11 protein-coding genes are annotated in these 15,169 nt (G+C 58.1%); 1 reads left to right on the top strand and 10 read right to left on the bottom strand.

The genetic code is table 11. The features are described 5' to 3' along the window. Window positions 1–376: 376 nt before the first annotated feature. Window positions 377–631, bottom strand: coding sequence for a hypothetical protein (locus C5L10_RS02215; protein ID WP_105428329.1), 255 nt, complete (start codon window positions 629–631; stop codon window positions 377–379). A 193-nt stretch (window positions 632–824) separates the two neighbouring features. Continuing rightward, complete coding sequence (locus C5L10_RS33485) at window positions 825–986, bottom strand: hypothetical protein (RefSeq protein ID WP_172716879.1); 162 nt, start codon at window positions 984–986, stop codon at window positions 825–827. A gap of 1,006 nt (window positions 987–1,992) precedes the next feature. Here C5L10_RS33485 and C5L10_RS02210 point away from each other — a divergent pair. Next, the gene (locus C5L10_RS02210; protein WP_245447901.1) at window positions 1,993–5,022 is read left to right on the top strand and encodes a DEAD/DEAH box helicase; all 3,030 of its coding nucleotides are present in this window, start codon (window positions 1,993–1,995) and stop codon (window positions 5,020–5,022) included. A gap of 414 nt (window positions 5,023–5,436) precedes the next feature. On the opposite strand, the gene C5L10_RS02205 is transcribed toward C5L10_RS02210, so the two are convergent. From C5L10_RS02205 to C5L10_RS02155, 8 genes are all read right to left on the bottom strand, one after another. After that, window positions 5,437–5,979: a sigma-70 family RNA polymerase sigma factor gene (locus C5L10_RS02205; protein ID WP_245447900.1), complete on the bottom strand. Its 543-nt coding sequence runs from the start codon at window positions 5,977–5,979 to the stop codon at window positions 5,437–5,439. Window positions 5,980–7,548: 1,569 nt separating this feature from the next. After that, entirely contained in the window at window positions 7,549–7,776 is a 228-nt protein-coding gene (locus C5L10_RS34245) for a hypothetical protein (RefSeq protein ID WP_105428327.1), read from the bottom strand. A gap of 480 nt (window positions 7,777–8,256) precedes the next feature. Continuing rightward, the gene (locus C5L10_RS33480) at window positions 8,257–8,511 is read right to left on the bottom strand and encodes a hypothetical protein (RefSeq protein ID WP_172716878.1); all 255 of its coding nucleotides are present in this window, start codon (window positions 8,509–8,511) and stop codon (window positions 8,257–8,259) included. A 919-nt stretch (window positions 8,512–9,430) separates the two neighbouring features. Further along, a complete protein-coding gene (locus C5L10_RS02175) occupies window positions 9,431–9,928 on the bottom strand; it encodes a glycosyltransferase 87 family protein (RefSeq protein WP_105428326.1) in 498 nt (165 codons plus the stop codon). Then, window positions 9,834–11,459, bottom strand: a complete 1,626-nt coding sequence (locus tag C5L10_RS02170) for a hypothetical protein (protein WP_245447899.1) — start codon at window positions 11,457–11,459, stop codon at window positions 9,834–9,836. The genes C5L10_RS02175 and C5L10_RS02170 overlap by 95 nt, the downstream gene beginning before the upstream one ends. Beyond that, entirely contained in the window at window positions 11,408–12,964 is a 1,557-nt protein-coding gene (locus tag C5L10_RS02165) for a hypothetical protein (RefSeq protein WP_105428324.1), read from the bottom strand. The genes C5L10_RS02170 and C5L10_RS02165 overlap by 52 nt, the downstream gene beginning before the upstream one ends. 130 nt (window positions 12,965–13,094) lie before the next feature. Further along, complete coding sequence (locus tag C5L10_RS02160) at window positions 13,095–13,844, bottom strand: SDR family oxidoreductase (RefSeq protein ID WP_105428323.1); 750 nt, start codon at window positions 13,842–13,844, stop codon at window positions 13,095–13,097. Then, on the bottom strand, window positions 13,841–15,163 hold the full coding sequence (locus C5L10_RS02155; protein WP_105428322.1) for an FAD-binding protein: 1,323 nt from the start codon (window positions 15,161–15,163) through the stop codon (window positions 13,841–13,843). Before C5L10_RS02155 ends, C5L10_RS02160 begins: the two co-directional genes overlap by 4 nt. Window positions 15,164–15,169: the final 6 nt, after the last annotated feature.

Here is a 15,169-nt window from a genome sequence, read left to right as displayed (position 1 = left end):
CGGTGGACCGGCTCATCCTTGGAGTTAAGCGTAAGCTCTGAAATCGACATATGTCCAAGCCCTCTTTCGAGGCTGAACATCAATGATCAAGTGATGATCCGGAAGGTGGGGTCAGGACAGCGCTTACGCTGCTTCCGGGGCTCGAGAGAAATGGCTGCAAGTACGGCGAGCCCGGTGGTAGCACGCCCCTTGATGGCGCCACGTCCGGAATACGGATAGTAACCCCGAAGCTCGGGATTACAGGCCGTCAAGACTCTGGCTGTTTTGGAGGCAAGATCCGCGAGGCTTAGACCGCCATTTCGGTGAGTTTGAAGCCCGACCGCGCCGGGATCCTTGGGAAATTCGCAGGGCCAAGTCGACCCTCCACGGCTCCAGGTCAGGTGATCTTTCGGAGGAGGATCTCGATCTCACGCGATAGTGGGATGTCGTCGGTGTTCTTCAGCTGAACGCGGCGGCGGTACTTAGAATCCTCCTGGTACCAAGCAATCAAAGCTGACGCGACGTCCTTGGCGGCTTCGTCGGACCTGTCGGCTCCATTCTCTTCGCACCAGGCCTTGAGAAATTCCTCTAAGACCTCCAGGTCATCAGGCGAAAGTGGTGTCTTTGACGACGTATCTGCCTGTTTCAGCATTTCATCCTCGTCGCTGCCGGAAGCAGGATGCGGCCTCTCCTATCATATCGCGCTATGGTTAGTCGCATTGTCTTGTGCCAGGCTGTCCCTGCGGACACCGCGATGCGAATCGAGTCGTCGCCATAGTCGTGCCCGCTTCGACAGCCCTATAATAGGCCATGGGAGTAATCGAAAAGGAGGTTGGCAAGGGGAGCTAGTTAGATGGCGCAGGCGCAGCCGGATTGCGCGGATCGCGAGCCGCTGGGGTCGGGTGGTCGCCCGTTGAACTCATCTGAGCCTGATCGACGACCGCAGTGACAATCCCAACGACGGCGATCAGCCCTGCGACAATCACAATCAGCATCCGTCGGCTCATTCAACTCTCCTGGTTAGTCGATCGGGAAGACGAACAAGTGTAGCGACGATTAGTTCCACCGCTGAGGGCCCCGGCCTCCATGCCCAGAACACAGTGGGGCAAATAAAGTTGAGCGACGGCGACAACGTTGGAACGACTGTTAAAATGTGTTTAAGCAGGAGCATTCTGTTTCGAGACGAGTAGGTTGAGCTTTGTTGCGTCAGATTCCGCAAGCCATTGACATCGGTGTCCTCGCTCCGCGCCAGGGTAGGTGAACCAAAAGATGCCCCATCACATGCAATGAGCCTGTCAAGCCTCCGTAAGTACCGGTGGATATACCTCAGTCCTGTGATTTGCTGGCGCCAGGATGATGGCGATCAACGGCAAGTGTGATCGCTGCTCCCCTGCCAGCCGCTCATAAATACTATTGGTCGAGGTCGCATTTGACCGCACGTCTTTTGGGTCCAGCAGAGCAGGCTCAGCGGTGAGAACACGGGCAACCGTGCTGACAAAAGATCCCTTAGTTTCGCCTGGGACAGGATAAGCGATATCTGGATCGGATAGACAGGGGAATACGTTCGGTTGCAAATTGCTGACACCGTCGACTGCGGCCCCGCCATGCTTTGGTCGGTTTATCTGAAACCCATTGATTCGCTATCGCCGGAACCATCAGTGGGAAATCAGGTTTAGCAGTAGTATGGATTGGCGGCGCCTGGTGAGTGAGTTCTCGCAGGCGAAATGGTTGGGAGGTTCGTTGCGCGTTATCGAATACACAGGTCCTGTCGGCCCGGATAAAACATATCCCTCGCATCGACCTCCTTCCACACTAATCGCTGCCAACCTCATCGACATAATGGCGACCCGGGAGCGATCTCTCGGATATGTTGCCATCAGCGAACGTGGCGCTAACCGAGTTGCGGATGCGATCCGTTGCCTCGACCCAGACCTCGACATCGTGGTACTTCCGCCATGGGATTGCCTTCCGTATGACCGAGTGCCTCCGTCCAGACAGGCAATGGGACGGCGGATGGACGCATTGCGGGTCTGGTCGCGACCCTCTTCGAAACCCAAGGTGTTCATCTCCTCGCTGGAGGCGGTCCTTCAGCGCATTCCTCCGAGGGTGATCGTCCAAAATTGCTGGTTCGAGGTTCGCGTCGGAGATGCCTTCGATCGGCAGGCCTTCGACCAATTTGTCCGGCGCACCGGGTACTTAGAAGATGGTATCGTCGATGAACCTGGCGAGTTGGCATTCCGCGAGGATGTCATAGACCTTTTTCCGGCCGGCGCGGCCAGGCCGGTGCGTATCGTTCTGGCACAAGATTTGAGGATTGCGGAATTGCGGTCTTACGATCCGACAACGCAACGGACGACAAACACGGTAGACGCGATGGTGTTCGGACCGGCATCGGAAGCGATTGTCGGGGAGGGGAATTTCGATGAACTGACGCCGCAGCCTGCAATCTCCGAGCGGCGCCTGTTTGACCTCTACGGCAGTATGGAGACTGTATTTGATATGTTGGGAGACGTCGAAATTGCCTTCGAACAGGGCGCTGAAGAGCGCCTGACCGCCTATTTCGAGATTATCGAGGAAGCGCGACAGGCTCGACAGCGCTTTGATGGCCAAGAAAAGGACCGAGCCATTTCATTATATCTTGAACAATCCACGTGGGCTAGTGCCGTGGCGGGCATTTCCATGTTCCACCTGGATCTCGAGGATGAGCGACGGATCCCCGCATTCGCGGAGAGTTCAAATCCCCGCAGAGCTTTCATCGATTTCGTGAAGGGGGAAAAGCTTGCGGGACGCACCATCGTGCTCGCGGGAACAGGTCAGATGTGGACCGGTCTTGTTCGGCGGCTGGAGCGCGAAATCGGAAGCGAACTCGAACGAATCTGCGCCTGGAAGGAGTACAGAAGAGCACCGCCCGGTGTGCTCTTGGCAATGGACTGCGCTTTAGACCACGGCTTCGCAGCGGCAGATGTCACCGTGATCTCTGTAAAGGATGTACTTGGCAACCGCGCCCAGACCACGGGGATCGTGGCGCATCTTGCCGAACCCGAGCTCCAGCTCGGGGATGTTGTCGTTCACGAAGACCATGGTGTTGGTCTATTGAAGTCCTTGGAAAGCGTCTACGTCGAAGGCCTCAACCACGATGCTGCCCGACTGGAATACCGCGACGGCGCGTCACTTCTTGTCCCGATGGATGAGTTTGGGAAACTTTGGCGGTACGGATCAGAGCCTGAGGCGGTGACACTCGATCGGCTTCACACCGAAGCATGGGCGAAAAGGCGCGCTGTCATTGAAAAGGATATTCGCGCGGCCGCCCGCCACTTGTTGCGCCTCGCAAAAGAGCGGCAGGACACGCAGGCTGAATCATTTGTGCCGCCGCGCGTGGAATATAAAAAATTCGTTGACCGCTTTCCGTATGCCGAGACCGTCGACCAGACAGCTGCAATTCAGGCAGTGCTCAAGGACCTCGCATCGGGTACTGTTATGAGCCGTTTGATCTGCGGCGATGTTGGCTTTGGTAAAACGGAAATTGCGCTGCGTGCTGCGGCAGCTGTCGCGCTTGCCGGCGGCCAGGTCGCTGTCATCGCTCCGACCACGGTGCTTGCTCGCCAGCACTTCACCATATTCGAGCGCCGATTTGCGGAGACCGGAGTTCAGGTTGCGATGCTGTCTCGCGTCGTCGACTCGAAGAAAGCAAAAGAGGTGAAGGAAGGTCTCGCCAACGGCAAATTCCGTATCGTCGTCGCGACCCAAGCAATCCTCGCCAAGGATGTCAGTTTCAGTCACCTGGGGTTGTTGATCGTCGACGAGGAGCATAGGTTTGGCACGCGAGAAAAGCAGGCAATGAGGAAAATGGCACCTCTCTTGCACACGCTTACCATGTCTGCGACACCTATTCCTCGAACGTTGCAATCCGCGCTGATCGGCGTGCAGGATGCTAGCATTCTTGCCACGCCTCCTTCAAAACGCCGACCCGTCAGGACGACGCTCTGTCCGTTCGACCGGGCTTCGCTTCGGCTGGCGATGGTGCGGGAATATCGCCGCGGTGGACAGTGTTTCTTCGTCGTGCCGCAGATCGAGGATATCACGCCTGTTCACAGGATCCTCAGTGACATTGTGCCGGACCTCGCGGTTCGGGTCGCCCATGGCAAAATGAAGCCTGCCGTGATGGACGAGGTCATGGTCGGTTTTGCCAACGGCGATGGCGACGTACTTTTGTCCACCAATATCATTGAGAGCGGTCTTGACGTGCCTCGCGCCAACACGATCTTCGTGTGGCGCGCCGACAGGTTCGGTTTGGCGCAACTGCATCAGCTGCGGGGCCGGGTTGGACGAGGTAAAGCGCAGGGGAGCGCTTATCTTGTGACGGCCGACGGCGAAGACATTTCCGAAGAAACTCGTTTGCGTCTTTCAGCTGTGGTGAAAAATGACCGTCTCGGCGCCGGGCTCGCGATCAGCATGCAGGACCTCGACCTTCGCGGAGCTGGAGACATTGCGGGTAAGGATCAGGCTGGGCATATGAAGCTGATCGGCATCAGCCTCTACCAAAAGCTCTTGGAACGGTCGGTTAAAGCGTCGCAAAAGCAGACGGCCATTGCGGAACAGGCCACTGTTCTGAACCTGGGTATAAACGGCACGATACCGCCAGAATATGTGTCCGATGGTGCGGTGCGGCTTAATCTTTATGCCAGACTGTTTCAAGCCACTGCCGACGGCCAAGTTGACGCATTCGCTGAAGAATTTGAGGATCGTTTTGGCGAACTTCCTGAGGAGGTCACTGTCTTATTTCGCCTCACCAAGCTGCGAATAGCTGCGACCCGATTGGGGATCACCAAGCTGGATGGTGGTCCCGTTGCAATAGCAATAAGCTTTGCCGGAAAGCCGCTGCAGAAGACAATCAAGTTATTGACGCGTTTTCGAAAGGCGGAGGTACGGGATTCCCGCTTGATCTTTGAGCATGAGACAGAAAGCGGGCTCGACAGAGTGGTTTTTGTCGAGAACCTGATTGCCGGCACAAGAAACCCTCCGGCCATGGGCATCCGGCCTTGACCAGGAGCCACGCTCTTCTGACATGAGAACGAGAGCAGCTAGGCGCCCCGTCCCTGCCTGCCAATAAACACCGGTCCCGTCTCTCATCGCTGGTTGAGCCTTGGACGGCCACGATCTCGGACCCAATGCGTGCAAATAATCACCGTGAGGAGGAGACCGGCCGCGCCATCTAGTATTGCCGTCGAGGGGCCCAGCCCTTTCGACCAACGGCCCCCGATACCAAGAGACCGACCGGTAGACCGCACACGGCTTGCATTTCGAATTCCCATGATCCGGCCCCGAAGATCACGATGCGCCCCACGGCAACGGGACGGAAAACGGCAGGAGACACAGGATGGAGGCTGCGAGATCCGGAAGCTACAACCGCGTCCGTTAATAACTCTGAAAAAGCAGCAATGACGTCAGCGAATTCATCTAAATGGCATCGGCCATCAAAAATTTGGAAAGCTGTAAGCGGGCGCGGTTGACCCGGCTTTTCATGGTTCCCACTGGGCATCCGCACCGGTGTGCAGCATCTTCATAAGTCTGACCATCGACAAAGATCAGTTCCAAAGCAGTTTGATAATGCACTGGCAGAGCAGCGATAGCTTTTTCAAGCTCTCGCCCGCGGACGCTCCACTCTTGGGACGGTTGAATGATCACCCACGCCGCCGAATCCTCGCCTAGCCCGACCGACTCGCGTTTGGCAAGGCCGTATTTCGAACAAAAGCTATTCCGCAGGATCGTGAATAGCCACGACCGTAACTGGGTCCCCCTCCGAAATTTGGCTGAATTGGCAATCGCCTTAGTCAATGTCTCTTGGACCAAATCGTCCACATCGGTCGGTGCGGCATGAAAGCGGCGCGCGAATTGCCGGACTGCGGGAATGTGTTCGAGAAGTTCTGCTTCGGTAAAGCCTGTTTCATGCTCACAATCGTGCATTTTTTCCTCCTGTTTCATAAGAGGAACATCTGCCAAGATCTTACGTTCCTGACGGAATCGCTTCGTACGATCTCGTACGGCGCCCGCTTGGCCCATTGCGGGACATGAAACCTGCGGGTGTATTGGGAACTCTCCCGGCGACGGCTTCTTGACGTGCAGGTTCCCGCACCACATCAAGATAGGTAGCTGCGCCAATCTAAGGAAGCCGCACAGCGCTCATCTTCCTCAATCGGCGGTGACGGTGGACGGCTTGGTTAAGAGCAATATTGACACGGGCATTGTGGTACCACGATCGGCAGAACTCTCGAGACGCCGGAGCATTCGAGGGAGCCGCTGTCCCAACTCTCAGCTCTCGGTCGAGTTTATCGTGCCGCCGAACGCCGGGCCCAGCAACACTCCACGCGTCAGGCCCGCTCTGGCGTGCTGGATTTCGATGACTGTACGAGCTTTTCATCTCGAAACGCGCTGGCGTGTCGTCGTGACATCTTCGCCGGGCAGCGAAGCAACATCGAGAAAATCATGCTTGTAGCCTGCTGCAACGATACGGGCATCACCTGCCGTTGCTCACGGCGAGATTTCCTCAACGGTTAGGCTGCGCCAAGCCGGGAAGAGCGTTCTGATCGGACTGTCGTGCGGGACGACTGGTTTCTGATGCTTGCGGGTCGGATGCCACTTGGGGAGCGGTTGGGGCGGATGATACATAGAGGCCCAAGATGAGGGCCAAGCCCGAGACTATGAATGCGCCAGCGATTGCGACCGCGGATCTTTTCCCGTTCTGATTGATCATGCCGAATGCAAGAGTGCTGCCCAATATGGCGGCGCCGCCTGCGACGATGAAAAGCCATATATAATTTGCCATGTAGCGAGCTCCAATTTCGGCGGCTAACTTCCTTCGCCTCGTAAGGTTCCTCGCCTAGGGGCCTTGCAACAAAATATCACCCTACCACAATGGACATCCCATTGAGTGTCATCACCGCCAGGAGGAGGCGCGCGCCGTCGAGTGCACCGCCATGCAAACACGAACCGAGAAAGCCATAGGAAAACACAACGAAGCTGATAAGGCTTCTCGCTGACATTCCTCAAGGGACGCCGCGAAGGCAGGGGCTCGTCCCGGCCGGGCACGGTCGGATACCCAAATACAATCACTTCCATAAGTCCGCCAGCAAGCAACGCCCTCACAGGCATAGCCGCCGGCGGGGATGAGGGAACTCCGAAAATAGGGGGCGAAGAGGAAATCAGGTTAAGGGACTGAACGTTTTCGTCGGTCAACGTTTGAACTTTCGACGTAGCGCCCGCCCTTCCACCCATCAGCACTTCACCGCGCTCCGTTCCAGACTACTCCAGAAATGTCCCTCGACTCGGCCCGCTTCGGTGGGACCTTCTTTTCTCGCCAGTCAGCCGATGTTCGGCCTTATCGCCTTCAGCAGTGCATCGAGCTCCGCATTCGACCCATGCCAGCATAAGGTTGTCCGCCACTTCTATGAGGGCCGTCAGCACGTCGGGCTTGTCCCATCCGGCCTTCACCGCGGCCTGAACTAGATCCCACAGCGGGATCTCGATCGCCGTCTGGCAGAACAGGTCGGAACGGTCAAGCCGTGCCGAGCGTCATGAATACCCTCCGACAGCGAGTAGAAGTGCGCCGACCGCGATGATGGCGAGGCCTCGCCAGTTTTTGGATATGCCGAGGTACACGAGGCCCTGGTGGCGTGGCTCTAGTGTGCTGCCGCCTTGCGGCCTTTGATGTGGATCACTCGGTCTTCGACCAAGTGCCGATGAAAAGAGAATAAGAAGTCCGCCGATTATGAAAGCGGCACCGATCAGGATCGCCAACATGGTGGCCTCCGCTAGCGTCAATAATGTGGGTTAAACCAGGTCCAGACTTGATCGTTCCGTCCCTAGCTGGGGCGTGTGTCGGAGCGACCCCAGGCTGGCGAACCGAATAACGAACTCTATGCGGCCTTGTCCGGCGCACGAGAGCCGGCCGCCGCCGCGCCTGGGCCGTTTTACCGCTTCCTTGTTTCGCCCCACGTCACTCTTGATGGTCGTGCCGGGCTCGACGCCCTAAAGCCAGGCAAGGATAGCGACGTGATCGCCGCAGCTGGGGGCGTTGCCCGCAGTGATTTGCGCTAAATGGCTGGTATCAAACCGTCTGCCGGTTTCGAGCGTCAGCCGCTCGAAATCGAAACCATTCCCTCAGGGCGTCGCTATGGTCGGATCTACGCAAGCGCTTTTCCGGACCCTCGGATTTGGGAAAAGGGCGAGCCAGTTCAGCGATCCACACCGACGTGACGCAACGAAGCGCTGTGGCGTTCCTTATCTGGAAGAAACACTCAAGGTCCTGCGTCCTTGAGGCGGTAGCGTCATCGCCGCGACGGTCTTGTGGGCGATTTTCCAATTGAGGAAAAAGACATCTATGCGCGGCGCTAGGCTGGGATCGAGACGCTCGCAGACCTCAGGCTTGTTGACCTGCGCGACGATCGCGCGATCAGGATGGGGGTGCCAACCGACCTGGCGAAATCCACGCGTCAGAGCCTTGCGCGCTTCTGGGCCCTCGCGTTCTACGATCACCAGTCGCTTCCCGACGGCATCATCTATCCATCTCGCCACACGAATATGCCGTCTTGGGGCGTGCGGTCTTCAAGCTGGCGCCAGCCCGGGTCGTACCGCTGATCGGTCCGCCAGGGCTCGCCGCGGTCATCAATGACCTCCGTGTGAGTCTGATCGATTTTCCTTAAACATGCCGATATGACCGCCGATGGTTGATCCCGGCTCGGCTTCGGGACGGGCAGGGAGGTTCCAGTAGGTCAGCTCATAGCTCTCGGCAGCTGCTCGGCCAATGATATGCAAACGCGGCCCGTGCCAACCCGCCTGACCTATGGCGGGAAAGCGGTCTATTCCGACTAAAGGCCCGGCACCCTAGTGAAGAACGCTTTCGCGATCCATTTGGCGACAGAGGCTGCGTGAACGATCTCAAGTCCGGAGCGATAGACGCTAAACGCTCGCTTATCAGATCTCAGACCGGTTTGTCTGGGGAAGTGAGCCGTGCGATCTGACAGAAAGGGGCCTCTCGATCAGACTGAGTGCCGGCGGTCGCGGTGGCGACCGCTCTACTTTACTGCGGCCACTGGCATCGAGCTACTATCAGCGTGGGCCATTCGCGCAGAATTCCCGCGTATCGCCTCAGACAATGGCCTTTGGAATTTCGGCGCGTTTGTTGCTTCCGGACGGGCGGCTGCGACGGGGTAGGACCCCTCGGGATCTATCCGCCGCTAACGCCAGACCGAGCCGCCCCCTAGTTGTGCTAGGCGGGGAGCACCGATGTAACCGAGTATGACCGGGACCGGTATCACCAGAGCTGCGGCCGACAGCCATGTCCAAGGCCGCTGCCAATGATGCAAAAGAACGGGAAAGAGGAAGAGTGCATAGTGGATCCAGCCGAGCGGCGACGCCTGGAGGGACGCCAAGAGAGCAAATCCGCTGACGACGATCACTGGCGGCCGGCGGAAAAAAAGCCCACGCTGCCAGCGAAAGCAATAATGCGACTGCAAGAGCGGTGCCCACGGCCGGGAGGCCCGCCCGCACTGCAAGTCCTGCAAACGACGCGTTTCCTCAAGAACACCGCCCGCCCGCCGTCTGTCGCCACCAAGTGCAGCCAATCGAGATAGATTCCGGACACGAAAATGAGCAAAGGGACCGCGGCTATGACGACGGCCGTTACAATCGCGACGACGCTCGGCGTGCGGTGGCCTGCGAGAAAAAGCAGCACGGGCCAGACCGCAAAATTCGGTTTGATCGAGATCAACAAACCGATCATGATGCCGGCAACGCCTGGGCCCTCGTCCTGCTCCTCATCGGCCTGCTCGCTGCTGAGCGGAAAGGCAGTCTGCTGCTCATGTTTTCCTGCGGTAGATTCTCCAATTCGTTGTCTCCCGTACCTTGTCGAAATGGCGGGCGATATAGTGAGCAAAAATGTCGCGCATACCATTCGCCGTCCAGATCTCGATTGGCCATTTGGGATCGAGGATCAGATCGACGTCTGCAAAGATCTCCTCCGCGGGTGGATGGTAGTCGGGACCGAGCGTTCGACCCCAGTGATACCAGGCGCTGTCGCCGACGGGCGGCCGGAGCGCCAAGCCGGCCGAGAAGGGGTTGACGAAGTCCAGCACGGCGACAGTCGCTTGGCTAGGGCCCAATTGGGACAGCACGTCCGACGCCTCGGCCAGAGTGCGGTTATACTGCACAAAATAGTCGTACTGACCAATGCTCCATGTCTCGACAAGCCGAATTCCCGAAAATGCCGGCAGCGGAATAGGCTCGCCCCATCCGGCAATGGCGTAACGGGCATGAATGGCAACAGCCGCGGCGCTGTTTATCGCGGCCGGCACAAGCAGAAATGCCAGCAGTGGCGGCAAGACGAGACGAGCCTTCCGGTGCAGTCGGGGAAGCTCGGTCCTCAGAAGAGTTTGAGTGATCACAGCTGCGCTTGGCCCCAGCGTCAGGATGTCGGCGTGTTGGAAGTTCTGTTCAATGAGCAGCACGCCGGTTACGCCGCAAAAAGCTGTAAAAAGAAAATGGCGGTAGCTTGGTGCGAGGACAAGAAAGATGCCAGCGACAAGCGCGTAGACAGTAAGGTCGGCGAGATTGTTCTGAAGGACCTGCCCCAGAGCGCCGAGCGTCGGGAGCCCGCCGCTATTCTCGCCTGCAAGGCGCATATCCGCAAGGTAGTTGAGGCTGCCGCGCCAGACAAGTTCGATTGCAAGGACGCTGCTCGCGATCATCCCAAGCGCCAGCGGGGCCCACCCGATTCGACGTCGATCGGTTGCCAGGAATACCAAAAATGCGAGCTCTACAACGCCATAGGTGATCTTTGTGTAGAGCATGAGCAACACTAGGAGGCTTGCACAGGCGGCATCCACGACCTTGCTCCGAGCGCTGGATAGGTGGGGCAGGTACATCACCAAAAGAAGACCGAGCGAGGCCCAGCCCAGCCTATTGTAGAACATCGCAAATGTGAGATCGCCGATCCGCTCTCCGGGATTGGCAGGAGCCGCGATGAGCAAAAGCAGAAATGCCGCCAAGGGCAAGCCGAGCGCCTTGTGCATACGGCTGCCGAGAATCGCTGCGGCAACGGCCGCGAACAGGAGGATGACTATGGCCATGCCCACCGGCATCGCGCCGCCCATGCTTCCCGAAAGGCCATAGCCGGCAGCAGGAATATAGAAGGTGAGTGCTCCAAGAGAGGTATGGAAATCCACGTTCGGAACCTGTCCCGACCAGATGCGATGCGCACCGTCGAGAAAGACAAAGAGATCGTTGACGTATTTGCTGGTGATCGTCTGGTTGGGCAGAGCGAGAAGAGCTGAAAGCACCAGCGCAAACGACACGACGGTGGTCCACCAGATGTATTGGCGGCCGGCCCGTGGCGATGCGTCTTCCTGCTCCGGCATCGACCTCACTGCCTGCGTCACCGCTCCTCGCTTTCCAACGACGCCTGTGGTCGCTGGTAAATCGTCCATTCCGGCGTTTTCTGCACCATCTCGAAATTTTTCGAGATGAATGGGCCATACAGCGCCTGTAACGGTAGGCTGTTGATGCCAGCCTTCGGCACCATCAAAATCTTCACGTCGGCGAACAGTGCTTCGGGTGGGATATAGGTCTTCTCATTGATGTTGCGGTTCCAGTGGAACCACGCAGTGTCACCTGTGGGAGGGCGTATCCCAAGTCCCGCGGAAAAGGGGTTGACGAAATCGAGCACGAATACCCGCTCCAGCGGAATCGGCAGGGCCTGAAGTAGAGCCGCTCCACTTTCGATACTATCGAGGTAGCGCTGAATGAAATCAGGCTCGCCACCGGGTGGGTCGATCTCCCGGACGTCCTCAAAAAGCCGAGGACCAAGGGGCTTGCCCACATTCTCCGCGGCAAGTGCCGTGTGAAGAGCGATCGCCTCGCCGTGGTGGACGATGGGCGGCAACAGAAAGAAGATTAGAAGCAGCGGCAGTGCAGCTGCAAGGCGAGTCATCCCGGTTTGCGCGCCTTGGTGGAGTGATTGAAGGCGCCCTGCTTTTTCCGCCAGGACGGCCGCTCCGCAATAGAGGGTGATGATACCCCAGCTGTGGGCGTTCTGGTTGATGATTGCCAATCCCGCGCCCACGCAAAACCCGCAGTAGAGGAGGTCTCGAAGGCTGCGGATGTGCCAGAAGGCGACTAGCGCAAAGACCGTGAAAACGACCAAATCCGAGAAGTTCTCACGGATATTTTTCAGTATGCTGTGGATGTCATGATCACCGCTGACCCGTGCGGCAGCCCCCAGATCCTCTATATGCTGGAGCGTGCCGCGCCAGAAGAACTCGATTACGATCATTGCCAGTGCGGTCAGGAACAGACTGAGCAGGATCCAGGAACGTTGCTGCCGGTCCAACAACAGGAAGATCAAAAAGGCCACGCCGCAGAGTCCGTAGGTCGCCTTGGTGTAGAATTGGACAAGTAGAAGAAAGGCCGTCGCGAGACCGTCTGCAACGTCGTTGCGCGCGGCGTCGGATCTCGGCTTCAGATACATCACCTGGATGAGCCCGAGAGCTACCCACCCGATTCGATTGTAGAACATCGCGAAAGAAAGAAGCCGGACCGGACTTCCGAGATTGATCGGAACAGCGAGAATAAGAATCAGGAATATGCCCAAGGCGATGGCTGAGGGTGAGCTGAGGCGCGAAAGAAGGATACGGATCATCGCAGGCATGAACGCGACGATCAGGAGCGCCATTCCCATCGGTATCGCGGCGCCAAAATTCCCGGACAGGAGGTATCCCAAGGCAGGGATATAGAAGACCAACGGTCCGAGCGCCGTATGAAAATCACGGTTTGGCACCTGCCCGACAGCGATACGATGCGCTCCATCAATGAATATCAAGACGTCGTTGATGAAAGCGGTGTTGATGGTCCGTCCAGGAAGGGCAAGCATGGCGGCACAAATTGCCGCGACCGCCAAGAGCGCGACTTGTGGGGAAAAAAGGCGGCGCCTCATCTAGACCCCGTCCTTCCCGAGGGCAGGTCTTGATCCGCATCGGCGCGCGGAAAAGGCAGATCAACAAGATGGAGCATGCGGACGATTGCGCGGCCAGGGCAATCTCTATCTTCTATTCCCCAGGTTTCGATCACAGCCGCAACCTCTTGAAGATCGGTTCCGGGATGCCTCGGATTATCGCCATGAGCGGATACCAAATCCGCCGGACATAGACGACGTCCCCTCCCTTGCTGCCATCGGCAACGGCGAAGATCCTTTGAGCGACCTCCGCAGGCTCGGCCGTGAGCATTGGTGGAAGCTTTATTCCATCAGTCATCCGCGTTCGGACAAAACCGGGTTTAATGGTGAGGACGCGGACCCCGGCTGTGGATAGTCTGTTCCTGAGACCGGACAAGAACGCCGTTAGGCCAGCTTTCGCGGCGCCATACACATAGTTTGATCCTCTCCCGCGGTCGCCGGCGACAGAACTTATGCCGACGATGGTGCCGGCCCCGCGCGCGGCAAAGCGGTTAGCCAGGAGGCCGAGCATCAAAGCCGGTCCTTCGAAGTTTGTCCGCATCACCATGGCTGCGTGTTCGAGTTCCCTTTCGGCGCGGGCCTGCTCGCCGAGTTCGCCGACGACGCAAATGGCGGTGTCAGGCAATGGCGACACGGTGCTCAAAAACTCTTCGAAGCGGCCGGTATCAAGAATATCCAGTTCATGGGTGGCGACGGCGGCGCCGGTCCGCGTGACGATGTCATCGGCTTCGCGTTGGACAAGTTCACGCCTGCGTCCGGTCAAATGAATGTCCCAGCCCGCCTCGGCATAGACCAGGGCAGTCGCACGACCAATATCCGACGTCGCGCCAATCAGGAGCAGTGTCTTGCCGATGGCTTTCATATGCCAAGCCTTTTTCCCAACTGCGAACTAAAGTGACGGTCGGCCCCCGTTGTTCGTCGCACCTCTTTGAACGCCTGCAGTCGGGAGTAGCCGGCTTCGAATGTATAACGGGATTGCCTCGCATCCTTGGCGAGATAGAGCCGCCCTCCCGCCGCGACAACCAGCTTGTCAATTTCGTCTAACAGCTGGAACACGCCAGGCGCGATCGGCAGGTCGAGTGCCAGGGTGTACCCTTGGGCCGGAAATGACAGAAGGCCTGCGCCACCCCTCAATCTTTTGAGAACGGCCAGGAATGAAGCTTTCCCAGAACGAGCGAAACGATCGAGCATACCGCTCAGAACCGCAAGCGCATTTTCGTCAGGCACTACGCATTGATGCTGCAGGAAGCCGCGCTTGCCGTAGAGGCGGTTCCATTCGAGCAGACCGTCAAGCGGAAAGAAGTAGCTGTCCCAGTGGACCAACGAGGCTCGGGCTGCTTTGCCGGCACCCATCCGATAGTAAAGCTCGTTGAATGCGGAAACACTCGCCCTGTTGAGCGCCCAACCAGGCAGGTCGACCGGCAGCCGAAAGCGGGCGGCCCTGGAGGGAGGCAATAGCGCTGCTTTTGGCATTTGAGCGATTTCGGTCGGGCTGGCGTGCTCGCCGACAAAGATAAGCGAGCGGCCGAGCGAAGCCCCGCGCGAAAGGCAATCAATCCAGGCAACGGAATAGGTGGCGTCGTCTGTTTGCTTCAGGGCTTTCAGCGTATCGCCGAGGTTTTCTGTCACGACCGTCTTTTGAACAATCCAGCCGGTAGTGATGGGCCTCAGCGTAAAGGTGGCTTCAGCGATGACGCCCGTCAGGCCCATACCGCCGAGGGTCGCGAGAAATAGCTCCGAATTCTTGGTTCTGCTGCAGGTAAGGATCTCACCACCGGCAACAACCAGCTTGATTTCGCGAACGTGTTCACCGAACCCACCGTCGCGATGATGGTTCTTCCCGTGCACATCGGATGCGATCATTCCGCCAACCGTGACGAACTTCGTGCCTGGGACCACCGGGGGGAAAAAGCCCCGGGGGATGAACGACCTGAGAATGTCCGACAGCATGACGCCACCTTCGACAGTCAGCGACGCGTTCATCTCGTCGAAGCTTTTCATTCGGCTCAATGCACCGCAGGTCAACGTGAGATGCTCACCGACCGCGGCGTCGCCATACGAGCGGCCGTTGCCGCGAGCAATCAGACCCGCGCGCGATGACACCGTTCCAGGCAGCATTTCCGGCAACCTGCAATCAAGCACTTCACTTTCATGCCTTGGATAACGTCCCCATCCCTCCATCAGCCT

Origin of the sequence: Neorhizobium sp. T6_25, from assembly GCF_002968555.1 — a bacterium.
Classification (GTDB): domain Bacteria; phylum Pseudomonadota; class Alphaproteobacteria; order Rhizobiales; family Rhizobiaceae; genus Neorhizobium.
This window is presented reverse-complemented; position numbering and strand designations above follow the sequence as displayed.

Coding starts and splice junctions, on each gene's coding strand:
- C5L10_RS33485 (WP_172716879.1), bottom strand. CDS start 986: ATGAGCCGACGGATGCTGATTGTGATTGTCGCAGGGCTGATCGCCGTC.
- C5L10_RS34245 (WP_105428327.1), bottom strand. CDS start 7,776: ATGTTGGCGATCCTGATCGGTGCCGCTTTCATAATCGGCGGACTTCTT.
- C5L10_RS02155 (WP_105428322.1), bottom strand. CDS start 15,163: ATGGAGGGATGGGGACGTTATCCAAGGCATGAAAGTGAAGTGCTTGAT.
- C5L10_RS02160 (WP_105428323.1), bottom strand. CDS start 13,844: ATGAAAGCCATCGGCAAGACACTGCTCCTGATTGGCGCGACGTCGGAT.
- C5L10_RS02175 (WP_105428326.1), bottom strand. CDS start 9,928: ATGGTATGCGCGACATTTTTGCTCACTATATCGCCCGCCATTTCGACA.
- C5L10_RS02215 (WP_105428329.1), bottom strand. CDS start 631: ATGCTGAAACAGGCAGATACGTCGTCAAAGACACCACTTTCGCCTGAT.
- C5L10_RS02210 (WP_245447901.1), top strand. CDS start 1,993: ATGGACGCATTGCGGGTCTGGTCGCGACCCTCTTCGAAACCCAAGGTG.
- C5L10_RS02170 (WP_245447899.1), bottom strand. CDS start 11,459: ATGGACGATTTACCAGCGACCACAGGCGTCGTTGGAAAGCGAGGAGCG.
- C5L10_RS02165 (WP_105428324.1), bottom strand. CDS start 12,964: ATGAGGCGCCGCCTTTTTTCCCCACAAGTCGCGCTCTTGGCGGTCGCG.